At 54.8% G+C, this 25,000-nt stretch carries 11 protein-coding genes and 1 riboswitch; of the genes, 1 reads left to right on the top strand and 10 read right to left on the bottom strand.

The window, feature by feature from the left end; translation table 11 throughout:
- Positions 1-43 precede the first annotated feature (43 nt).
- The 10 genes from RB_RS13175 to RB_RS13130 all read right to left on the bottom strand — a co-directional run bounded on the left by RB_RS13175 (position 44) and on the right by RB_RS13130 (position 23,112).
- Positions 44-262: a DUF1289 domain-containing protein gene (locus RB_RS13175; RefSeq protein WP_164921972.1), complete on the bottom strand. Its 219-nt coding sequence runs from the start codon at positions 260-262 to the stop codon at positions 44-46.
- Complete coding sequence (locus RB_RS13170; protein ID WP_011120931.1) at positions 259-6,345, bottom strand: DUF4465 domain-containing protein; 6,087 nt, start codon at positions 6,343-6,345, stop codon at positions 259-261. Before RB_RS13170 ends, RB_RS13175 begins: the two co-directional genes overlap by 4 nt.
- Positions 6,346-6,378: 33 nt before the next feature.
- Positions 6,379-7,194, bottom strand: a complete 816-nt coding sequence (locus tag RB_RS13165; protein WP_011120930.1) for a DUF1559 domain-containing protein — start codon at positions 7,192-7,194, stop codon at positions 6,379-6,381.
- A 147-nt stretch (positions 7,195-7,341) separates the two neighbouring features.
- Positions 7,342-7,586, bottom strand: a riboswitch (cobalamin riboswitch).
- 162 nt (positions 7,587-7,748) lie between these two features.
- Positions 7,749-8,900, bottom strand: a complete 1,152-nt coding sequence (locus RB_RS13160; RefSeq protein WP_011120927.1) for a prenyltransferase/squalene oxidase repeat-containing protein — start codon at positions 8,898-8,900, stop codon at positions 7,749-7,751.
- Positions 8,897-14,695 carry a peptidase gene (locus RB_RS13155; RefSeq protein WP_011120926.1) on the bottom strand — a complete coding sequence of 1,933 codons (5,799 nt, stop codon included), beginning with the start codon at positions 14,693-14,695 and terminating at the stop codon, positions 8,897-8,899. Before RB_RS13155 ends, RB_RS13160 begins: the two co-directional genes overlap by 4 nt.
- Positions 14,692-17,166, bottom strand: coding sequence for a VWA domain-containing protein (locus tag RB_RS13150; protein WP_164921971.1), 2,475 nt, complete (start codon positions 17,164-17,166; stop codon positions 14,692-14,694). The genes RB_RS13155 and RB_RS13150 overlap by 4 nt, the downstream gene beginning before the upstream one ends.
- Positions 17,163-19,466 (bottom strand): BatA domain-containing protein, encoded by a 2,304-nt coding sequence (locus RB_RS13145; RefSeq protein WP_011120924.1) that lies wholly within the window; start codon positions 19,464-19,466, stop codon positions 17,163-17,165. Before RB_RS13145 ends, RB_RS13150 begins: the two co-directional genes overlap by 4 nt.
- A complete protein-coding gene (locus tag RB_RS13140) occupies positions 19,463-20,503 on the bottom strand; it encodes a DUF58 domain-containing protein (protein ID WP_011120923.1) in 1,041 nt (346 codons plus the stop codon). Before RB_RS13140 ends, RB_RS13145 begins: the two co-directional genes overlap by 4 nt.
- Positions 20,504-20,663: 160 nt before the next feature.
- A complete protein-coding gene (locus RB_RS13135; RefSeq protein WP_011120921.1) occupies positions 20,664-21,857 on the bottom strand; it encodes a trans-sulfuration enzyme family protein in 1,194 nt (397 codons plus the stop codon).
- A 1-nt stretch (position 21,858) separates the two neighbouring features.
- Positions 21,859-23,112 (bottom strand): trans-sulfuration enzyme family protein, encoded by a 1,254-nt coding sequence (locus tag RB_RS13130; protein ID WP_164921970.1) that lies wholly within the window; start codon positions 23,110-23,112, stop codon positions 21,859-21,861.
- 418 nt (positions 23,113-23,530) lie between these two features.
- Here RB_RS13130 and RB_RS13125 point away from each other — a divergent pair, with 418 nt between their 5' ends.
- Complete coding sequence (locus RB_RS13125; protein ID WP_231846467.1) at positions 23,531-24,925, top strand: hypothetical protein; 1,395 nt, start codon at positions 23,531-23,533, stop codon at positions 24,923-24,925.
- The last annotated feature ends 75 nt before the right edge of the window (positions 24,926-25,000 follow it).

Here is a 25,000-nt window from a genome sequence, read left to right as displayed (position 1 = left end):
AATGAGGCGGCCAACAGGCCGAGCAGCGTCATGTGACGCGGCTTCACGAATTGGCTTGGCTAGGCACTGTTTGGATTGACGGAGCTTGAGCGGCTCGCCGCTGGCGTACCAACACAAGAATGGAACGTTTTTCTGCGGGAGATGCAATCGACCATCGGCCAATCTCCCCCAAAGTTCGGGAACAACCGACACACAATCGTTGCTGGTCCACTTGGCAAACCCCAATGCAGGGCGACCGCGGAGTATTGGTCTCTTCGATCATGCTCGGTCGCCCAGCAACTTGAGGGAATTGGAGAAGTCGACATTCTCAGACGACGCCGATTCTTCATCAGAATCGTAACCTTGCTCGCCCCACAATTGATCAATCCGGTCCGAGGATAGCTCGCTCGAATTGGATCCAACCCATGGCAGATCGGAGGTGGAGTCGAACAGGTCCTGGCCGTCGACGATCGATGCGAACACTTCACTCCGTAGGTCAGAGCTCGATCCGGTTGCACTTGGTGCAGATGGCGTGGGCATTTCACCACTGGTCGGAGCGAGCGAGATGTCTGGAGACGCGGTGATTGGCTCTCCAGACGCGGCGTCACCGTTCAGATAGTTGATCACTTTTAGAGCATCCAGTGCAGACACACGTCCATCACCGGAGACATCGTAAAATCGACCAATCAGCTCATTCGGATCGTTGGGGGGCGACAACTCATTGGATTCGCCGGAGTTGAGGCGGTTGATGACCGTCAATGCATCGAGTGCTGTCACTTCGCCATTGGCGTTGACATCCTCGCTTCGGATCGCGTTTTGCCACGGAGTGCTGGTGATCACATGGACTTCGATGTCGTCGGAGACCAAACGTTGGCGAACCAGTCCGTCCCCTACGATGGGGACTCCAAGTTGCCAGCTGCCGGTGAGTCTCAAGTTTTGACTTCCAATGCTCGTGATTGTCGGAGAGGTCTCTCCCAACAACGCATTCAGACGTTCGGAGTCCAATTGGTATGTCAGGGGATTAGCGGAGCCAGATGCACCCAAAACAAACTCCTCAAAACCGACCACGCGATTTTGTAACCAGTCGGCTAGGTCGATTTCCTGCGGATCGTTGTTGTTCCTAACGCTATCCCCCGGCTGAAGGACCAAACGATCGAATCCTTCTCCGCCGTCAATGGAAGTGAACCAAGTTGTATCGAGCGTGACTTGGTCGTTCCCGCCACCCAGTTCGATCGTTACCAATCCAGTCGCACTGGCGAGAGAACCAATTGCCAAAGTTTGGTCTTGAGAATTGAGAACGAGGTTGAACCCGTCATTCAAGTCGTTCTTCATCCAAACGACATCGTCACGGTTGTCACGCAAAACGAGTTCGCCTTCTTCAACTGCCAAATTCAAGTCAGACGGCTGATAGTCGACAAGAGTGAAGGTTTCTCGCTCGGTAGCAACGTCCGCATAGCCAGAATCACTGAGACCTGCATCGACTTCGAAGGTCAATTGAACGGTTTGGTCCAGCTCTTGCGCAAAGTCCACGTTGGCGGAAGCAGCGATTGTTTGCGGAGCGTCCCAGTTCTCGGGGGTGAACGTTAAAGTTGAGGAGCTGAGCGACAGTTGCTCGCTGGCATCGCTCGAATCAATGACAGCCTCAATCGATATCGTTACGTCGGATTCCGGTCTTTCTGTCAGACGCACTTGGTGCAAATCGACCGTTTCTCCTTCAGCGACCTCCGCAGGAGACTGCAGGCGAATGATCTCGATTCCAGGAATTTCGTCATCCTGAACGAAAACTCCCACGATGCCAATGTCATAATTATCCGCCGAAAATGTCAAAGTCGCGGTGCCGTCCGAATTGACCATTCGGTCATTCAAGATCGACACAGGAACTCGAACCGAGTCGGACCCGGCAGGGATTTCAATCGGAGTATCGATCGCGAATCGCGGATCATCGGATTCAAATGTGACCGAAAGAGATGACGATAGGTCCGCGTCGTTCCGGTGAACCACAACGGAAGTCGGAGATGTCGGCACTTGATCCAGGACGACATTGTCAGCAGCAAAGTAGGCTGGAGTGATCATTCCGTAATCGCCGACGTCTGACGAAGACAGATCGAATCGCAGTTGCGAGGCGCCTTCCAACGAAGTCAGATCGATGGTGGTCCATTCATCGACGATGTAGTCCAGCGAGTTGTCTTCGAAGCGGTAGTCGGCGAGGTAAAAGTCGATCGTACCAACGGTCTCACCCGATGAGGTCAATCCGACAATCGTCAGCAAGAAATAGTCAGGGTCGTCGCCAGTTTCTCCGCCGAATTGCTTCGCGAAACTGTCGCCTTCCAGCATCGATAGGGCGGCGTAGGTGCTATTCGTGATAGCGATGGAACCAAACCTTGCGTCGTCCAGGGTTTCCGGTAGCGCGACGCTAGGGGCTGAAGTACCACTGCCCGCCCCGATCAAGAACGTGTCGGAAGCTTCACCACCGCCGGGTTGGTCGGCGTCCAAATTGGAGTAGGCAGCGTACTGGTTTCCGTAGCCGGTCGTTGCTACGTCCGTCACATTGGATGCTGCCCAACCACTCCAGGAACCGAATTGTTCGTTGTATGAGTTGGGAAACTCAAGCGGTCCGGACTCAATTTTGCCGGAAAGGTTCGAGCCGTTGTCGAATGATTCCGCATCCAAACTTGTACCGGCATCTTCGATATCAACGACGACGCTCGTCGATTCATTCAGTGCTTCGTTCGAATCATGGGTGACTGTCAGCACGTGGGAGTCGTCGTCTTCAACTGTCAAAACGATGGTTTGCGGTTCAAAGCCGCTTGCTGACGCTGTGATTTGAACGGCTTGGTCTCCTTCGGCTAGCAAGTCGTCGATCAACTGGATCGGAACGGTCACGCTGCTCTGCCCCGCAGGAATGACAACGGTCTCGGGAAGAAGAACATCGGTGCGATCCGAGGTCAGGCCAATTTCGAGCGATTCGCTGTCATCTAGCGTTTGACGTTGGACGGTGATTTGGGGCAAGCCATCGCTCGCTGCTGCGAGCTTCACGTCATCAATCGCAAAGTAGCCGGGTGTGTTCATTCCGTATTGGCCGACATCAGTGGAGGCCAGCTCAAAGTGCAGTTCGGTTGCGGCTCCGATCGAAGTCAAGTCGACGGTGGTCCATTCGTCAACGACGTAGTCCAGCGAGCTGTCCTCGGCTCGATAGTCCGCAAGGTGGAATTCGATTTCACCGACCGATTCGCCGCTGTCATTCTTGCCAATGATCGTCAAAACGAACGTGTCAGGATCGTCGCCTGACTCGCCGCCGAAGCGTTTTGCAAAGGCGTCGCCGTTGAGCATCGACAATGCTGCGTAGGTCGTATTCGTGACTGCGATGGATTCAAAAGGACGCGAGTTGCCGGAGCGTCGAATGACCGTTTCGGCTCCATTGAAACCGATGGCGTAAGTGTTCGATTCACGATCGCCTTCGCCGGTAATCGCAGAATACTGATTGAAAAAGCCCGGTGTCGTTGTGTCCGTGCCACGGCTGATCGCGAAACCGGACCAGCTATCGAAACCAAAGGCGTTACTGAATGAGTTTCCAATGGAAAGTTCGCCATCGACAAACATGCCTGATGGACCGGCGTTGTTGACAAATTCATCGTTTGCCAAAGATTGCCCAAGCAACTCAAAGTCGCCGACCGATATGGCGTTGGTTTCCGAGAGCAATTCGGTCGGCCCCGTCAGCGTCAGTGATGGCGAATCAGAATCCAACACAACCGCTTCCAATTTCGCGGTTCCATAGCCCGGGGTGCTTGCTTCGATGACCCATTCCAAGTTGCCCGTCAGAGTCTGGTCGGCTTGCACGATCCAGGTCACTTCTGCTGACGAAGTGCCTGCAGGAATGGTGAGCTCGACCGGACCATCAATGCGCCCATCAAGCGATTGGCTGAGCGTCACAGTGATGGATTCGTCGACGATTGTGCCGGGGCGAGTGACGGACAGTCGCACAGATTGACCTTCCGTGACTTCGTCGAGTGTGTTGCCGTTTGAATCGAGAAGAGCCAAATCGAAGGTGGGTTCTTCGTCGTCAACTACCGAGACATCAAACTCCGCATTTGTCGCGTTCGCATGAGTGGCCACAACAGTGAAGTTACTGCCGGCATTCAGTATTTCATTGGCAAGAACACCGATCGTTACTTCGACGGAATCAAACCCCGACGGAATCACGATCGATGATGGCAGCGTTAACAAGCTTGGATTCGGATTGGTCAATGAGACTGTCATCGGATCGTCAAGCGAGGCGTCATTGCGTCGGATGATCGCGGTGATGGTTTGATCCGGATTGGCTTCGTCTAACGAAGCGGCAGGTCCAGTTGCGGTCAACGATCGCAAGTCATCGTCGAGTAGTTCGACGGCGACAACCGAATCGGTGCGACCATCAGCGCTGGCGACCAGTTCAGTGGTCTGAGTCGGCGAATACTTTGCGTCGTCGGTGATTGACACCGTGACCGGAACCTCACGCTGGCCAGCAGGGAAGCTCACTGATGCGGGGTAGTTCAGACGTGACTCGGGTGTCACGGAAAGCGTAACGGCCAGCGGCGCCGAGATGTCTAAATCGTTGCGGCGAAGGGTGAGTGTGGTTGCGGACTCGCCTTCGGTTAGCTGGATGGAGTTGGTTGAGAATGCCAATCCCGTCGCATCGTCGTCGATAACTTTCAGCTCACGAATGCGTGGGGCCTGCAGGTCCGCTGTGGCGGTCAGGCTGATCTGCCGGTCCGGTCCGGCCAGATCATCGTTGATGGTCGAGATGGTGAATTCGGCGTAGTCGGTCCCCGCTGGGATCGTGATTTGAGCCGGAAGGCTAACCAGTGAGCTGTCCGAGCTGGCGATCGAAACCGTCATCGGCGAACTGCTGTCCAGCGTCGGTCGCGAGACGCGGCCCGTCATCGATTCAGACTCAAGTAAGTCCGTGTCTGCCAAATCCAATGCAACTTGAGGTCGTCGCAGAACCACATCGTCGACAGCGAAGTAGGTTGGCGTGTTGATTCCGAAGTCGCCGACGTCGGATGAGCGAACTTGAAATTGAAGTGCTTGAGCGTTCTGTAGCGAAGACAAATCGACATGAACCCATTCGTCCACAATGAAATCGTCGGCAGAATTCGCGAAACGGAAATCAGCGAGGGCAACAGTCACGATTCCGATTGAATCGCCCACCGCATTGAGTCCATGAATGTCGATCTCGAAAAAGTCAGGGTCCGTGCCGCTGGTGCCACCAAACTTCTTCGCGAACTGATCCCCCTCGCTCATTGAAAGAGCTGTGTAGGTAGTGTTCGTGATCCACAACGAATCAAACTGCGATCCGACCTCTGGATCCAATTGAATGGTGGGACGGTTTTCTGCCTCGGCGAACTCCGAATAGAACCCAACCGCATAAGCTTCGGATCCATCGTGTCCTTCGCCTGTGAAGGCACTGTATTGATTAGAGAATCCAGCCGTGCCGGTGTCCGTCGCTTTGGAAATCGACCATCCCTGCCAACTTCCGTACAAGGCGTCGTAGTCATTGTTGAGCAGTAATTCGTCTTCTGCAAAACCATCGGGTGCTTGATTCGAGAAGTTCGATGCACCAAGCGTGCCGCCCAAAGATTCGAAGTCGACTGTCGCCGAGCCCGTCTCTTTCGCGTGCAACACCGCGACGCCATCGACATCCAATCCCGCACTGCCGACGGTGGGAGTCGGGTCGTAGATCGGATCGCCTTGTCCATCGAGTGATGAGCCATCGCCGAAGATGTCGACCAGCTTCACGTGCGTGATGGCCGTGACATCGAGACCAGCACTGCCGCGAAGTTCTTGCAAGTCAAACGGCGTGCCGAATCCGCCACGATATTTACCAGCGAGATTATTCAGGTTGGTCGGGTCAATCGAACCAAATGCGGGGACAGCCGAGTCGGTGCGTGAATCGCTCTCAAACCGAACGAAGTTGACTCCGTCCGATGAGACCTCCACGTAGCCCAGTTCGAGAAAGGTGTCGGAGAACGAGTTCTCAAACACCGCGAAGTCAAACCCCAATCCGTCTCGAATGGGATCGTCAAACGTCAGCGTCAGTGTTCCAGATCGACCCAGCGATACGATGCTACCCGATTGCCCTTCGGCGGGCCCGAGGGCCTTTGATGAGTCCTGCCATACAGCATCCACTTCATCACCCGCGTTGTATTCCGCGACTCCGGTGGCCCATCCAACGATCGCAGGTGATTCGCGATCAATAGCCGTTGAGCCAACTTCGTTCGCGGCGGGAGCATAAGGTCCGGCGGCCAGAAGTTGACGCGATTCGAGGTTCTCGATCGCCAAACGCAATTGGTGCCGACGAGCAAGGCGGTTTGATTTAAAAGGGTTCACGGCAGATCCGGAAGAGATTGATTCAATGGTGTGTTACAGAGTGGCGTCATCGTGTCCGGCTCGCGTGCAGAGCGCAGCCAGGATTTGCAGATCAAGTTGTTCAGTCAGAAACGCGACCGAACTATCCGTGCGGAGGATCATCACGCCGCCGACGTGAAAGCTACGCATATCGTTTTCAAATTTGGGGGCTTTGTTGATCGGGAACGCTTGGTCAAACAAGTTGCGTCCATTGATCCATTGCCCATCTGGAAAGGCTGCGTCTTCTGAAACGATCACGGTATGTGAGCTTCCGTCCAAGACGTCTCGCATCGCGAGAGCCCGGTCGTGAAGCATCATTCCGTTGGGAGGATCATTGCGGCCTATGATGCGTTGGCCGTAGATACCGCCGTAATCGGAGGCACCACGTCCCTGCATCAATCCGTCGGAGCGGGGCGTGCTTGGGCAAAGGAAGGCTGGCAAAACGGTTGCTGCGGCGGGTTCATTTTCCGGCGCATCAAACGCTAATCGGAAATCTATTTGCTCATGCAGACCCGACTGTTCCATGAATGGCAACACGAACGCGGACCATGCCAATTGTTTTCCGTTCGGGAATTGAGGTCGTACCTCGATAGCGCCGGGCGGAAACTTATTGTGCGCCGCATGGTAGTTGTGCAGAGCCAAACCAATCTGATGCAAGTTGTTTTGGCAGGACGCGCGTCGCATGGCTTCGCGAGCCGCTTGAACCGCGGGAAGCAACAACCCAACCAAGACGCCGATGATTGCGATCACAACCAACAATTCGACCAAGGTGAAGCCACGTGCGAAAACGCAGTGATAGCGGCGGCAATGCTTTTGAGCGGACGGGACCATGCGAAGCGATCGTGTCAGTCCGATTCTGTGCCTACCGATCGAGATGCACCCGCGCGGAAGTGGCCTTCAGAATTCGAACTGGGATTCAACGAAATAGCCAAGCGAAAATGGGTTTCGCCTCAACACCGATCTCGCCCAAGAAGATCACATAGTGTCCGTTTCGTGGTAGGTCTTCTGACTCCCGATGCAAACTCGCAAACGCTCGCCTTCTCGTCCGTCACGGATAATTCCGATCAACGACAATGGCACAAGAGGAATGTTTGCTTGGAAGTTGCCAAGTCAGCAACTTCGCATCGGATACAGCGGCCGGGCCGTCTCGGAATCTCACCGAAGTTCCCTGTTCCCAGTGATCCAAGATTTGGAACACCGGCACCACGTAACGTTGCCGGTAGTATTCCCACGTCTCATCCGATTGTCAATCCAATTCGGTTGCCTGGATTTTGACGGCCCAAAACCTTTGACGGCCAAAAACACGGGGTGATTCGGTGAGAACTGGCTAATTGTTACGTGCCAGATGAGTTTCGTAGTCCGTTTGGCATGACCTCGGCAGGCGATCAACGTTGATAGATCGGTAGGTAATGATAGCGAACACTGAGGCTGAGGATGGCCAATGAGGTCGCATAGGCAACGCCGACATTGCGTTCTTCACCTTGGTGGCTGACCCACGACCCGTTGTCCGCTTGCAGTCTCAATAGCAATTCCGGCACCAGTTTCGCCGCCGTTTCCGCGGCTTCTCCGCCGACTTGGTGCATGCCTTGTGCGTAGTAATACATTCCATAGAAAAAGAATCGTTCGTTCGTCCGTGGAGGGTGTTCCAGCAACCACGCGGCGGAGCCTGCCACCAGCGGCGAGTCATAGCGACCGCAGGTCTGCATCGCCAGCAACCCAGCCGCAGTCATCGTGAATGCGGGGTGATGGGTTCCAGGTGTGTAGGCAAAGCCACCAACCTTCTCACGAGGTTGTCCTTTTTCGTCGAGCGGTGACGTGTAGGATTCTTGCAAGTATTCCACCGCGAAATCGATGGCCTCCGCGGGGACATCCAAACCGTCATTCTTCGCTGATCGCAATGCCATCACTTGCCACACCGAAACCGACAGATCCGAATCTTTGGAGTCGGGTTTGTATCGCCAACCGCCCTGAAGACGTTGTGGTTTGCGAACGGCTTGTGACTTCAAAATGACCTGAATGGCTTGCACGAGCGCATCGTGAATGCGTGCATTTTGGTCAATGGTCGCACCCATCCCTAAAATCTCAGTCAACATCAGAGTGGTGATGCCGTGCCCGTACATTCGCGATCCATCGTGATGACCGAAGTAGCCTTTCGTTTGATTGCGAGGTTGAAGGACGAATTCAATCGCACGGCTCATCGCTCGTCCCTCCGGTGTCCCCGGTTCGGGAATGGTTCCAACCGAAGCCAATGCCATGATGACAAGCGATGTCATCGCAGTTGCGGTGCCGCGGTCTGCGATGGAACCATCTTCTTTCTGCAGTCGCAGCAAGAACTTGACGCCTTGGTTCACGGATTGGTCAATCGCGTCATCAACATAGAGATCTGTCAGGTCTTCGCCGGCGTGAGCCTTCTTGCCGAATGACGGCGTACTTGATCCGAGCAGGCTCGCACACGCGAAGCCGGTGCCTGCCAGTGCGTGGTTCAGCCAAGCCCTGCGGTCCAGATGATTGCGTTTGGTGGAATGCATGACGATCACCTGCTCGGGGATTCTTTAGAAGAGGTGGTCTTGGCCGCTTCGGCGGAGACCGCTTCAAAGTAGGCCTGGACCGCTTTGCGATACGTCATCGGGATGCGAACCTTGCGATCTTGTATGACTTCATCGGTCTGGCGTTCACGCAGTTCGCCCCAGTCTCCGTCGGTGACGTTCCAATCGCTCGCGTCAATCAACGAATTGTCTTGTGTCTGCGAGAAGTCAGTCGCGGGGTTGTTCGCTTGGAAACTGCTTTGTTGAGACGATTCTTGGTCGGACGGCTGAGATGGATCGCCCGCCTGCGCGATCTGCTGTAGTTGCCGTTGTCTTTGCTGAGCCAAATTGCGGATGGCTTGTTGAGCAGCTTCGGCAAGAGTTGAAGAAGCTTGCCCGGAAGTTGCGGGTTGGCTTGTACTCGATTCGGAGTTTGACTGGCCGCTTTGTTGGCTGGACGGAGCATCCGTCTGTGGCTGTCCGGGCGAACCTTCTGAGGATTGGCCATCGGAGGATTGATCCGACGATTGGTTCTTAGAATCTGATTGCGACGATTTTGATTCGCCTGAATCCGATTGGGCGTCTTCCATCTCAGGCGGTGGCGAATTCAGGGCACGATCCAATTCGTCTAACGTTTTGGCCAGTTTTTGACTTTGGGTCGACGAAGGTTCGCCATCGAATACACCGTCGGATTGGTTTGGATCGGTTGATGCATTGGTGGTTTGCTGTGCGAGAGTTTCGGCTGTCTTCTGCAGTTGAGCGGCAGCTTCGGCGAGTTGTTCGTTCGCTTGTCCGGCTTTCCCAGCTTGCAGCGATTCTTGTGCAACGCTCATCGGTTGTTCATTGACCGACTCAATGTCTTTTGCAACTTTGTTCAGGTTTTCGGCCGACGTGGTGTTGCCGAGTCGCTCTTCGTGCCGTGCTGCTCGCCGAAGTTCTTCCGCCGCCATCGCGACTGACTGTTGAAGACGCTCCTGTTGGTCAGCCAAGGTTTTGTTGGCTGATTCGGGTGAACTCAATGAGTCTTCCATGGAGAGCGATTCTTGAACGGAATCGAGTGAGTTGGCCAGATCTTGAAGCTCTTCGGTTGCTTGTTGAGTGACTCGCGAGAGCATTTCGGCCGCTGGGTTTTCGGCGTCCAAGTTGGCGACGGTTCGGTTGCGTGCTTTTTCGAATCGCTGTTTGGCCTCAGCTTCTGATTGACGAGCCAACTCACGAGTTTGCTTGGCTGCATTGGCAGCCTTTCGGGCATTTTCAACCTGAGCTCGTTTGTCCGCCACCTCCTCCTTCGCCGACGCGTCATCGGGTTGCTTCTTCAGCTTTTCTTGCGCCCGATCCAAACTGGTTTGAGCGTTGCGTTCCTGGTTCTGCGCCTGTTGAATGCGGCGTCCGGCCTCTTCCACATCGCGGTTCCACTGCTGGTTGGCCCTTTGCAGTGATTGCAGGTATTGGTTTTTGCCACGCCGCTGGATCGCCTCCAACTGCCGAGCGGCCTTTGTTCGCGATTGTTCGTTGTTGTGCAACGCGTTCTTCTGCGACTTTTGTGCCTTTTCGTTGATTTTGGCCGTCTGTTTTGCCGCGTCTTTCACTACTTCGCGAAGTGACTCGTTCGCCGCCCGCAGTTCTTCTAGCAATGCATCGTCACGCTGAACTTCATTGGCTTTCTGAGTCGCCGACGACAGTTGCTGGCGAATTTGTTGGATGTCTTGTTGAGTCGCACTCTCGTTCGACCAACCGCTGGCCTGCTCCGCCATTGCAAGCAAGTGATCACGGACCGCGTTTGCACGATCAGACATCGAACGCAATTCATTTCGAGCGACCCGCTTCTGCTCAGAGAACTCCGCGTCTGACCGTTCCAAATTGCGGCGCAAGCTGGTCTCTTCGTTCGCCGCCTCGCGAATCATTTGCTCTGCGGCCCGAACCGTTTTTTCTGTGATGTCCTGCAATGATTCTTGCATCGGTTGGTCGGTTGGTAGTTTCTTTTCGAGTTGCTCGAGCAATTGCTCCGGAGTCATTTGATTGGCCTTCGCGACCGATTCCGCAGCGTCGAACTGGTTGTCCATGGATGAGATTGACTCGGAAGTCGGAGCCATCTCGTTGAGAGTTTCTCGAGTCGCGGAGGTGTCTTCGCCTGAGTCGACTGCCTCGAAATGGTCTGCGATCGCTTCGAGCGTTTTGGATAGATCGCTCAGCGATTCGCTCGCTTCCTCGGGTTGGTTTTCACGAAGCTGGCTGGCAACTTTCTCGGATTGTTCTTCGATAGCGGCTATGGCTTGGTCCGCGTCGCGAGCGACCTGTGCATCTTCTGCTTTTGAATAGTCAGCGTTGTTCGCTCGGTCGGCGAGTTGTTCAGCGATCTCGCCGACTTGTTGCTTTAAACCATCAAATTTGAGTTCCGCATCGGCGGCGACTTGCTCAGGCGAATCCGGACGATCGGTTTGGTCTTCTTTGATCGCCTCGCTTTGTTGTTCGGCTTCCTCGGCTGCCTCGCGTGCTTGATCCGACAGGCTCGGCGTCAGGTCTCGCAGGAATTCGCGAGCCTCTTCCATCATCGGATCGAGATCTTCCCAAGTGGATCGATAGGTCGTCAAAATGGATTCGACGGGAATGGCGGCCGACACGTGTGGTTGGGTTTTCCAACGTCGGTTCTCCAAACGTTCACGAGCCTGGGTCGCATCTTGATTCCAGCGTGTGTTCTGAAGCTGTTGCCCTACTTCTTGGTCCAGACCCACGTGACGGATTTGTGCCATCGGGATTTCATTGGCGACTTGAATGTGTTTCAAGCGAATCGGTTGTTGAATCATCGCGTCGATCAAATCGACTGAATAACGCTCTCGGTCAGCCACAAACTGCAATTGCTTTTCGAATCGATGCAGCTTGTTTCCAGCGTCCAAGGTCAAGATGGCCTTGGAGACTTTGTCAAAGAAAGCCACTGGATCAAGGTTTGAGTTTTCCGGCGAGACGAATCCCTCGGTGAAGACCGCGTCCAACGTGCGAGAGATGAGTTCGAGATCGGCGCTCGCGGTCACTTGAGAGTCACTTCTTGATTCTTCGATAAGCTCCAATTGATTGAGTCGTTGATGAATCGTTTCGCGTAATCTTTGGAAATGATCGGCGTAAAATAGTTCGAGGTTTTTCGATTCGGTCAGGTCGTTTGAATCGCCTCGCTCCTCGATCGAGACGCTCTTTTTGCTTTGGTCGAGCCATTGTTTTCCGGTGCGATTCAGCGAACGCAATTGTCCGGCCCATCCCAACGGTTCGGCGGCGAACTCCTTTGTCGCCGCAGCGATTTCGTTGTTGATGTTCCCATTGAGCAAACTTTGTTTTCGTAGCGATTCAATATCATTCGCTAACTGACGCATGGTGTGGCGGAATGGAGCCTCGGCGCTGCCATCCTGAGAAGTTTTGAGTCGATCACGACCGTCTGAGATCATTCGAGTACGGTCGTCGATGAATCGATGAATGTTCTCATGCGTCCCGTTCACATTCTCGGGAAGATCTGGTTCCATCGACTTCAGCAATTGGCTGATCTGTAGCAATTGCTGGTTGATTAGCTCACTTTGTCCAGGCAGTCTGGTGAGCGGAACGTTTGCAGCGGTATCACCGAGCATCCTTGCGCTGTTCTCAACCGTCGCCATGTCCCTCGACACTCCCTTCGCCAAATCAATCGCCAGGATTGCTTTGGTGAAATCGATCGAGCGTGAGGTCAGATTGCCAATCGATCGCACATCACCAACATGTGATCCGGCGAGTCGTTTACGCTCAGGAGCGAATTCTTTTGCGGGCAACTGTTTGCCAATTTGTTGCCAAGCTTGATAGTGGAGCGATAGTTGTTGGAGAGCAAAGTTCGCGGCGGAATCCAGTTGAGCCCATTGATCGATCACAACAGGATTATTCAACAATGCGAGTTGTTTGCGGATCGAAATTGGTGATGCTTTGGTGGGAGTAGCGGTGCTCTGTTCTCCGTCGAATCCCGAGATCGATTCCCATCGAGTCTGCAATGATTGAAATTGTTCCGTGAGATCAGTCTCGAGGAGAAACGAAGGATTGTCTGGCGAATCGATTGCTTCTTTCATGCTGGTTTGCATGCCTTTCGCGATCAGGTTCAGTTCTTCCAGCCAGGAAGTGATTTGCCGAGAGAGCTCTTGGTGCTCGATCAGATCTTGGTGCCGATGAGGGTCAAAGTCCGAACGGGCAATGAAAACGTCGATCCAATTGGATTGACCGCGATGCCCAGATCGATCCACCGCAATGAGCCGCGTTTTTAGTCGGCTGCCAGATGGAAGCGTCACGTCCGGTTTTTCTCGTCCATCAAAGCACGCCAAGTCCCATTCCAATTCCACGCGAGCGATTCGGCTTGGGGAGTCCAATGACTTTTTGATTTCCGTCACTCCTTCGCCTTCCAACAAGATTTGCTGAATAACATGGTCCATCGGCACGTCGTCTTCGAGATGTCCCACCAAAGACAGCACGGCAGCCGGGGAAACGATTTGTCGGCGTGGCGTCGAGTGGTCCCACATCGCGATCGGATTGCGGTCGATCACCGGATCAATCGTGTAACGTGGCGAGAATGGATTGTTCAGGCCGGTGTCAGATCCGATCGCATCGATTCGATAACTGCCCGGCGTGGAGATTGGAACCGTGATCTCGAACTGAAGTTCGTTTGAAGGGTTCGGGGACAATGCCAGCCCGGTGCCCCGAGAAGAAAAACGCATTTCGGCATCGCGAACGGGTTGGTCAAAGTTGACCTTCATCGTGACTTTTGTTCCGACGAATGCAGTCAGGTCCCCGTGGTCTTCTGTGAGAACTTCGTTCGGCAATTTCAGGTGAGTCGGGTACTGATATTCTTTTTCGAATGACGTCGCGCGTGGTCGAGGTTGAGGTGTCAGCGTGTACCAAAGGGTCTCTGCATCACCCGCCAAAATTCGATAGTCGACCGGTGTTTGTTGTACCGGCAGATTGGCAGAAAAAGTTGGAAGTGAAGATTCATTCGAATCCGTCTGCGATTGATCGTCCGCTGAACGTCGGACCATTCGAAGACGCTCTTCACCGGAATCATCGCGAATTTCTAGCCAGACATCAGAGCGTCCTAAACGTCCAATTTTCGCCACCACCCCAACCAAGTCTCCTTCGGCGACCATCGCGGAAGGTGGATTCGGTTGAATCAAATGGATCTTCGTCAGCGACGCTCGTTGGATGGGTGCGATCGGTAGCAGCACGCGTGCAAACCGCCGTGGCAATTCCAGTGTCGGGATCAACCCCAAGGATACGATCACGACTAATAAACCGAACAACACAAAAGTGGCACGTTGGATCAGTTTCCATGGCAGCAAATGTCGGACTTCGATTCCGCTCAATTCATTGGCGACATGCGTTTGAAGCTTTCTTCGGAAATCGGGGGATCCATTGAGATGATCGACCTCGCTCAATTCAACTGCAGAAAGAACTTGGCCTCGCAGTTTGGTTTGAGCGACCTCAAAACTGCCCGCGACTTCGGATGCTGAACTTTGGAAAGCGGATGCGATCCCGTTGCGATAGGCCACCCATCCGGCGACGCCATACGCGAGCAGACTGAGCAAGATTCGCGGCAATGTCGTCGGTCTCGCGAAATGATCAATCAAAGCGAGAAGAATCATGCCAGCAATCAACACTGTCGCGCCCATGGCGACGCCGCGGCAAAATTGCAACGTGGCACGCCGTCGAGCGAATGCACGCAGAGCTTCGCGAGTCGCTGGCAGCATCTCACTGGGAGCTAGCTGATTTGACGCGGGGAATTGACCCGTCATTCCGTGCGGTACTTCGCTCATACCAATCCCACCTTTTTACGCATCCACCATTCGGTTGCCAGGAGTACCAGGATGACCACAAACAGCCACCATGACTCCCACAACAACGTGTCTGTTTCGATGATTTGTCCACGGGACAACGGTATCAATTGGCTCAGCAGATCTTCCGCAGATGATTCGTGGAAATAACTGCCCTCACCGGCGCCCGCGATTTCTCGCAAAGTCGCCTCATCGACCGCGACACGATTCAGTTCGCCGTTTTGGGTGGATTTGACCCAAATGGGCGCAGTGGCTTTCAAAGCCGACGCGTCATAACCACTGGCCCGAATTCGTACGTGGTAGGCACCGGGAGGAAGCGGAGCGGTTTGGGCCAAGTATGTTTGACGCGAAGCGTCATCGAGATTCATCGGAATCGTGGCGATGATCTGGTCGTCTCTTATCAGCAGTGCATCAACCGTGGTGGATGAGTTGGATACGGCATCACGTGAAACGCCTTGTTCATCATTGAGCAACCGAGTTCGGATTAGCGCTGATTGCCCCGCGTCATAATCAATGCGATCCGTTCCGATGGCAACATAGTCATCTCGTACGGCGTAAGGCGGCTGCATTGCGGCGGTCAAGATCTGATTCCAGAATCGACCGTGAAGCTGGCTTTCAATCTTGTAACGCCAACGCCATGTTTGGTCGGTCGCCAGAAAAAAGACTCGGCCGGCGCCAAACAGCCGTGTGACCAACCATGGCACACGATTTTCAGTCGGTGTTGATGTGTCGGTTGGTTGCACCAACGCATCCGCCCACACCTCGGAGTCCGCACGGGCGGTCGTGACGGGAATGACGGAAGGCACCGGCATGCTTCGCCAAAGTTCGCCGTTGGATTGGATGTCCGAACTGAGCAGCATCACTGGCTGAGATCGACCGGTCGTTGTTGGGCCAATCGACTGAACCTGGGGTTGTTGCCTTTGGTATCGAATTAGATCGTCGTTTTGCGACGTGGGCGCCGCAGCGACGAAATCCACTGGAAGAAGTTCATTCAACGAATCAATTCGTGACAAGCGGTTGTATCGCCCATTGAGCAGAATCAACCCACCGCCGCGGCGAACAAATTCTCGCAGCCCATCGGAGTCTATCGTTGTCCATTGTTCCGGTGGGACTTCTCCCAGGACGACCGCGTCGTAACGGTTCCAATCGTCCATGGACGCCGGAACATTGCCCTCCTCACCACCTCGCTCGATTATCGGAGAATCCGTCCCGGGACCGAATAGCACCGTGTCGACTTGCCAAGCGGGGTCACGAGAAAGCAAGTTTCGGATGTAGCGGGTTTCCCATCGGGATGAACCGTCCAAGATCAGCAAGCGACGATCACGACTGGCTGCTGCGACTCGGAAATCCCAACGATCATTCTCGGGTTGGCTCAAACTTGTTTGATTGGGTGGATCCGTCAGCCGAATCGATGCGGAAAAAGGAAGGACAACACTATCGCGGTCGACACCTCTCACTTCGTTGTCAGCAAGTTGGTTCGTAAGCGGCTTCATCGGAAGATCAAACTCGACTTCCGTTTGCCCATCATGAGTCGCCACGAACTTTTCCGACCAGACGACGTTTTCACCGGACCGAAGTTCGACCTGGAGCGATTCATTGGTCACACCGAAATGTTTGGCAACGATGGTTCCGGTGAGGCGTCCATCTGAGGCCGTTCTTTCAGGATGCAGAACATTGGTGATTCCGATGTCGGTCGGTTCGTCGACGCTGCCGACCCCAAGCGTGTGGATTTGCCAGCCCGATTGTGAAAGCTGCCAAGCCAAGTCGGAAGCATCGTCCACGCCTGCCGAGTCACGACCGTCAGTCATCAATACCACTGCCAACGATGCCCCGGTCGTTTCGGAGTTGTTGCTCGCGATATCTCTGGATTGGTTCGGTTCGGAAGTGGCTGTCGCCGGCAGCACAGGACGAAGCGCCGCTGACAAATTGGTGGTGGACCCGTTGGCTTCGATCGTGAACGTTCCGGAAGGCGATTCCGTGGCGGCATCTTCCGTATCGTAGGACTTCCACCGTGAATGCGCGGTCGCATCAAAACTCATGACGTCGATCAAGTGAGTTGACCGAAGTGATTCGATCCAACCGTCCTTTTCGTCTTTGCCAAACAGCCTTTCCAGTGAACGCTGCAGTCGGTCGGGCGACTGAAGATCCGACGAATCACTCACGCCCATGCTCAGTGATTGATCGACGGCAAAAATAAGTCGAGCCGGTTGCCCGGTGACTTGTCGGTGATGCCATATCGGACCGGCCAGCAATAGGATGGTGAGGATGACGGCGGTCGATCGCAAGGCAGGAAGCAGCCAAGCCGCCATTCCCGGAATTTGTCGAGTCTCACGCAGGTACAACCACGCGGCCGCTAGTCCAATGGTGATCGCGATGGTGAGGATGGCCCAAACCGGCAGGTCCCATGAGAACCGCAGATTGGCCAAGATTGGTTGAGGACAAACCGCGATCATTGACGACTCCCCGCGGAAGCGAAGGGAGATTTCCATGCAGTCGCAGCTGATTTTGGACGCCCGGCAAACTGTTGCCAAAGCAATTCCGTGATCAGCACGAGCAGCACCAAAAACATCATTGGACGCCAGATTTCTTGGCCGAAACGATCGGTCGCCGTCGCTTCGACCAAGCTTTCGGGCGAATCGAACAAGCGTGCATTCAATCGGTTGGCGAATGTCTCGATTTGACTTGATTCCAGCGATCGAAGGTCGGATTCCTCCGAGGGAATCTCAGCGACTCGAAGCAGCGTTTGCGACGAAGTCGAATCGTCCGATGGCAATTCGCTGTCTGGCCGAAAACGATAGATTCCGGCGTTATGCGTCTCGCGAAAGACACCGGATCGTGGGTCACCAGTCGTCCCGTCAGAATCGGATGCTGAGTTCGTTTGCAGTGTCGAGGTGGATCCGTCAGGCGTGATGACCGTCCAGGACGAGGCAATACCCGGCACGAGCATTGGTTGTCCCGCAACCACATTCATGGATTCTTGGCTGCCGACCAGGTCTAGGATCAATTGCTGCATCATGGGGAGATACACGGCTCGCAGCGGCAACGTCGACCACTCTGAGTCGCATCCGATTGCAAACTGAATTACGTTGGATCGACGAATTGCCAAAGCGGCTTGATCCGATGTTCGCAACAGTACCGTTGTGGACGCGGGATTCGAATCATCGATGAGCAAGCGGCGATACCGACCGACTCGAACCTCTTCCCAGATCCCATCACCCGCATCCTGTAGTGTTCCCCAAACATTTTGTCGGCCTCGAGGTGGCTGGATCGTAAAGCCGAGATTCTCTTGTGACTCGGCTGAGACCGCGGTCTCGTTTTCGATGACCGCCTGGACGTCGGTCGCAGTGATCAAGCGATCGAGTTTGCCAGGCAACCATGAAAGTTCATTCCATGGATTTGGATCCACTTGGTCACCATCGAAGAAGACGATCTTCCCATCCATGCTGAGATAGCGATCAAGCAACTCGTTGGCCGCGTCACGACGTGAACCCAGTTGTTTGACGTTGGCAAAGACGATCACATCGGGGCGATCGCTGGTGTCGATCGCGCGTGAAAGCTCCGTGCCCCATCGTGAACCGGTGAACACCCGACTGCTAACAAGATCGGAACCCGGGGTCTCGCTTGACTGAGAGTTCTGATTGACACTCGCGAACGCGAAGGGACTGAGAGCCAATCTCAGGAAATCCGTTTCGCTTTGCAGTGGTTCGTCCGAAGGGTTTCCATCTACCAACCACACGCGAATTTGTGGTGAGGCGTGGAAACCCAACCGTCGACGGTTGTCAGAAACGATCGCGTCGGTGTGTTCAATGGCAAAAGCCAAGGTGTGATCACCAGATGTCTCGGGTGTCAGGGTGAAGGAGGCGACGGACGTGCCTCGAGGTTCGATGTCGACGTTGGTCGTTTGAACCGATTGCCCGTTGTAGATCCAGCGTCCGGTCAATCGTGAAATCGGCCGATCAGAATCATTGCGAATTTTTGCAGTGAAGCTGACCGCGCGGTCTTTCAACACCGCGGGGGCGTTGGGCGACAGTGATTCGACGACAACGTTGTCAAGCACATCGTCCGTCTGTGACACATTGAGCAAGTCCACTCTTGGAGTTGGCGTCATTCGATCAAGGCGAACCTTCGCGTCCTCAACCGCATCGATCCATCGGTTTCCGGGTGCCAAGCCATTGGATTGAAAGTCGCCGCAGATGACGATCCGGCGGTTGGGATGGGAGGCCTCTTTGCAGGCATCTAGGCAGACTGTTAACGCATCGGTGTAATCCGCGGGTGGGCCGGCGAATTGTATTTCAGTAAGTTCCGACATTGCGTCTCGCGGCGCGGAACGTTGGAAAGATGCAGCGAGCCGGCTGGTCCGAATGACGATGACTTCGTCGCCACGCGACAGGTTTTCAAGCAGTCCATTGGTTGCTTGCAAGACGCGGTCCAAACGACCAGACGCCTGCATCGAACGACTGTCGTCAAGACACAAGATCAAAGTCAACGGCTCGGAGCCTGGCAGGGCTCGGGCGGAAGATAGCAACGGACGAGCCATCGCGAGAGCGAGCAAGATGGGGATCGCACATCGAAGTGCGAGCAAGATCCATTGATGCCACTGCATGCGTCGTCGATTTTTCGCAACGACATCCTGCAGCAAAAACATGGCTCCCCAGTCCATCGATCGATATCGACTGCGAAAGAGCAGGTGAATCGCTAGTGGCACCACGAATGCCAATGCGCCGGCAAGTAGTCCGAGATTGAGAAAATTCATCGCGAGGAAATGTCCTCCGGTGATGAACTTGCTCTCGGTGAGACGGTTTTCGGAGGCGTGATCTTCGAGCCGGCGACGTCCGAGTTCGTCAAGTTCAGAGCACCACTGACTCCGCCCCCGCGACGCAGTGCGACAAAACGTGCCAGTGCATCGACAACCGGTGCATCGGAGGTGATCAATGCATGGTCGACCCGATTGCGGCGACAGGCTGCTTCCAGCGTCGCATTGTGACGCTGGAGTGACTCGATGTAGCGAGATCGGATCTGTCGCGAATCAATGATTTCGCGATGATCGGTTTTTTCCAAGTCCCGAAATTCGATGCGGTCATGAAAGGGAAAGTCGATTTCGTCGGGATCGAGAATTTGTAGAAACACGACCTCCTGGCGTTGGGCTCGCAAAGACGCCAGTGCTTTACCGAGCGATTCCGGATCGCCGAGACCGTCGGAGATCAGGACAACAAGGGAACGCCGAGGGAGTTTCAACATCGCTTGGCGAATGACGGTTCCCAAATCCGTTTCACCGCCGCCCGAATCGCCCGCCAAAATCGCGAGCAGAGATTGCAAGTGAGAAGGAGTCGTCCGCGGAGGTAACGAGTCACCGATGCGGTCGTCAAACGTCATCAGCCCAACTGCGTCTTGACTGGAAAGCATCATGTACGCAATCGCGACCGCAACCGCAGTCGCGTAATCTTGTTTGCGATTTCCAATCGATGTACTGGAGTCGGTCAGTTGCAAAGCTCGGCTGCCGGCGTACTTCATGCTGCCGCTGCGATCGACCAACAACGTGCACCGCAGATTGGTTTCTTCCTCAAATTCACGGATGTAGAGGCGGTCGCTTTTTCCGAAGGCACGCCAATCGATGTTTCGCAGTTCGTCGCCGGGGACGTAGGGCCGGTGTTCTTTGAATTCGACGCTGGATCCTTTGTGCGGCGATCGGTGCCGTCCCGCGGTCAGTCCCTCGACTGCCTGTCTCGCGATCCATTGCAAAGCGGCAGCTCGCGATGCATCGCGGGACGTGAACAGATCGGGGAAACGCATGTTGGACTGAATCAGGCAGGCGGAGGCGGGATCGCGACCAATATTCTAGTGCAATTGCATCCGAAAGTCGCTGAGCAAAGCGAGCCCCCAATGGGACCGATCTCCGAGATGCCGCAACCTGATTCAGCCTTGGCCTGATTCCACCCGGCAGACGAGGGGGCTACCCGATAATGGCGATCGCGCGTTCCAAATCGGCTTCCAGATCGGAAGGAGATTCTAGGCCGACCGAAAGACGGATCAATGAATCCGTGATCCCGTGAGCCGCACGAGCTTCCGGAGCGTAGGAAGCGTGAGACATCGTGGCGGGTTGCTCGATCAAGGATTCCACCGCACCGAGGCTGACCGCCAGGTGGAATAATTCGGTCGATTGGCAAACCTCGCGAACTTGGTCCAAGGTCGCATCCAGTTCGAACGTGATCATAGCGCCGAAGTGTGTTTCTTCTGAGTCACTTTGATGTTGTCCGAACAGTTGGCGGGCAAGTTCGTGCTGGTTGTGCGATGGCAAGCCTGGGTAAAGCACCGATCGAACCATGGGATGGGCTTCCAGCCATTTCGCCAATCGAAGCGCCGTTCTTGATTGTTCGCGAACACGCAGATCGAGAGTCTTCAGCCCGCGAGCGATCAAGAAACTGCTCATCGGGTCGAGCACGGCGCCAGTCGCGTTTTGGACAAAATAGAGTTGGTCATAAAGCTCGGAATCCGCGACCGCGAGGGTGCCACCCAGACAATCGCTGTGCCCGCCCAGGTACTTCGTTGCCGAGTGCATGACGATGTCGATGCCGAAGTCCAGCGGCCGCAAAAGTGCCGGGGTGCCGAATGTGTTGTCGACACCCGAAAGGATTCCTTTGGATTTGGCTAGGCGAGCGATGGCTGGTAAATCGGAAATCGTCATGCGGGGATTACCGATCGATTCGGTCCAGATCAGTTTGGTCCGATCGGTGATTGCGTTTTCGATTGCCTGTAAATCGGTGACGTCGACCAAGGTGACTTCGATACCGCTGCGATTGCAGATCTGGTGTAGCAGTCGGTAGGCACCACCGTAGATATCAGATCCCGCGACGACGTGATCGCCCGATTCCAACAGCATGGTGACCGCGTGAATGGCAGCCATGCCGGACGAAAACGCAAGCGATCCACAACCATTTTCCAGCGAGGAGAGCGTGTCTTGCAGGCCCGTTCGAGTTGGGTTGCCGCTACGCGAATAGTCGTATTGTCCCCACTCACCCGCACCGGGTTGTCGAAACGTACTGGCGAAGTGAATGGGCGGAACAACCGCGCCGGTTTGTGGATCCACTTCGTTGCCGACATGAATCGCGCGAGTTCGAAACTTGTGGTTCGAGTTGGAAGAGCTCATTTCAAATCGCCGCCAAGGCTTGATCCAGATCAGCGATCAGGTCTGCAGAATCTTCAATGCCACAAGAAAAACGAATCATGTTGTCAGCGATTCCAAAGCAGGCTCTTTCTTCCGGGCTGTAATGGAAGTAACTCATTACCAGCGGTTGTTCGATCAATGATTCGGTGCCACCGAGGCTGGGAGCGATACGAGCGATTTTGGCGGCGTCGACCACGCGTGAGGTTGTTTTCCAGTCGGCGTCTTTGACCGTGAAAGTGATCAGGCCGCCGTATCCCAACATTTGTTCTTTGGCGATCGCGTGAGTCGGGTGGCTTGGCAGACCCGGGTAATAAACCCGGTCGATCTTTGGATGTTGATGAAGGAATTCGGCCACCGCTTGACCATTTTCGTTGTGACGCTGCATTCTCAACGAGAAGGTTTTTAAACCGCGTTCGAGCAAGTACATGCTGTGCGGCGACGTGACGCTTCCCAAACATCCACGAAGGGCACGGATTGGATCCAGCAATTCCTTGCGACCAGAGATGACTCCTGCCAACAAATCGTTGTGCCCGCCGAGGTATTTGGTGGCGGAGTGCCAAACGTAATCGACGCCATGATCTAACGGCCGAACGTTCATCGGAGTCGCCAATGTCGCATCGATCAGCGTTTCAATCTCGTGAGCTTTGCCCAAAGCGACAAACTGCTCCAGGTCCACGCAGGTTAGGTGCGGGTTGGTGGGCGACTCGCTGACCAGCATTTTGGTTCGCGGGGTGATCGCCGCTTCCATCGCGGCAAAGTCACCGGTCGGAACTTGCCGGGTGACGACACCAAATTTGGCCAGATGCTTCCCGCAAAACTCACGGCTGCGGTGGTAACACTGGTCAAAGAAGATGATTTCATCGCCGGACGACAAGCGGCTCATCAGCAACCCGACAATCGCCGCCATGCCGCTGGAATAAACCACCGCGTCTTCCGCATTGTCGAGCGCAGCCAGTTTCTGTTCGACCAAGCGTTCGTTTGGATTCCCGTAGCGTCCGTACTCTTCGCGTTGCTCGCGACCTTCGACGAAATCCAAGAGTTTGTCGGTGGATTCGAACGTGAAGGTCGAGGCCGAGTAGATCGGTGCCGTGATGGCGCCCTCGGCGTGTTGTCGCGAAGGCGAATCGGGATCAATGTTCCCGTGAACGCACTGAGTCGACAAACCCGTGGAAGAAGGTCCCGCGGCGCGGGACGCATGATCGGTCATTTCGACCGGATCGATTGCGATCGGTTTCATGTGTTGGCTTTTTAGCAGTGAGGCTGCAAGCGGCCGCAAATCCCTAAACAAACGTCACAGTGGAGGGGATGCGATTTCTCCACGACGTGCATTCAGCCTAGCCACGGGGTCAGTTTTGGGCAACCGATTTTCTGCCTCGCTTTTTCGCCTTTTGGGTGAACCCGCATTGGCCCGCTCTCCGCCCGGCAGAGCTAGGCGATTTTTTGGGGCGGCCATTCCTTCGAGCCGCCTGACTCGTTGACCAAAGTGGCGGTTCTGGGATCGCTGCTGTCTGGGCGTGGTTCTTGGTACACTTCATGGAGCGGTTGCCGTCCAGTTTTCCCGTTACGCAAACCTTTCTCGTTAGGCAGACGTTTTGTTCTCAACCTTTCTCACGACCGAATGGATTCGTTCGTCCGCGTTGGTGGTTGCTGTGTTGATGCTTGTGCCCACGGTCGCATTCGGGCCAGCCAGCGACGCATTCGGGCAAGCCAGCGATGCTGATTCGCCAACCGATTCCAGCTCGAAAACTGAGTCGAGAGAGAGTGATCCCGGAACAGATCAAGTGGCGGTGAAATCGTTTCGCAAGCCACCGATGGAACCGGCAAAGATTGCCAGCGTCTTTCGAGCTCAGGCGGTCATGCCAGAGGACGTTTCGCCGGTGGAACCAGAACGTAGCGAAGATCAATTGAACTCTGATCCATCGGACCCCGGGAATCAGTCTGAGGGATCGGACGATGAACCGTTGAAGCAAAACAAGATCGCTGAATTGATTTCTCAGCTCGGCGCACCCGAGTTTGCTGTTCGTGAACAAGCAACGGCCGGTTTGAGGAAGTTGGCCGATGACGCGCTTCCTGCATTGCGAACTGCAGCGATCGAGCACGATGATTTGGAAGTGCGTCTTCGAGCGGAAGATGTTGCGACGGGAATCGTTAACAGCGCAGTCGCAGGACGGATTGATTCGTTTCTTGAGGGCCAGCCCGGATCGTTCGAAGGTTGGGAGGTCTTTCAACAGGTTTTGGGAGATGGACCGCGACTACGAGAAGTCTTCGTCGAGATGATGCTCAGGCACCAGGATCTGGTTCAGGCCCTTGAGGTCAGCACCGGGGCAAGGATGGCTGCTTTGGAAAAGGTGATCGCGAGAGTTCAGCGACGCCAGCTGATCGAGTCGCAATTGCCATCGGCCGCGGACGTGATCGCAATGCTGCTTTGCTTCAATGATCCCGATTTGAGATTGTCGAACATCCACGAGGAATCGTTGTTGAGGATGTTACGAATGAGTGTCACGACGGAGGTGCTTCGCGACGACCAGCTTGCGGAACCATTTCGCGTTCTGTTGGCGGGGTGGATTCCGCGGTGCAATCAAGCAAGTCGGCCGGAGGTTTTGTGGATGTCGCTGCAGAGAGAGTTCAAACGATCACTACCGTTGGCGGAAAAGGTGCTGCAGCAGCCGGGTTCCGGTATCGATGAGGTCGCCTTTTCATTGCAGCTGATCAGCCGGTTTGGCGATGAGAGTAACGTGGGCCTGGTCCGCGAGTTTTTGAAAGACGAGCGTCCGGTGACGGACTTGAATTTCATCGGTGGCAATCAAATCCAGACTCAAGTTCGAGATTTGGCTGCCGCGACAATCATGATTTTAAAAGACAAACCGCTGGATGAAATTGGATTGAACCCGAATTCGCGGCATCCAAAGGTTGGCCTTGTCGCGGGCAACTTGGGTTTCCCCGTCGACGATCCCGAACCTCGCCGCAAGATGTTGGACGCTCTGGATGAGTTACTCGAATCTGACACTGACCCAGCGGTGGACACAACGGACAAAACTGATTCGGATTGATCGTTGGCTGGGCGACCAAGAGCGTCACAAGACACATCGGTCGTTTCTGTTTGCAAAGTTGGGTTTCGTGATGCC

The organism is Rhodopirellula baltica SH 1 (assembly GCF_000196115.1).
In the GTDB taxonomy this organism is placed as follows: Bacteria; Planctomycetota; Planctomycetia; order Pirellulales; family Pirellulaceae; genus Rhodopirellula; species Rhodopirellula baltica.
This window is presented reverse-complemented; position numbering and strand designations above follow the sequence as displayed.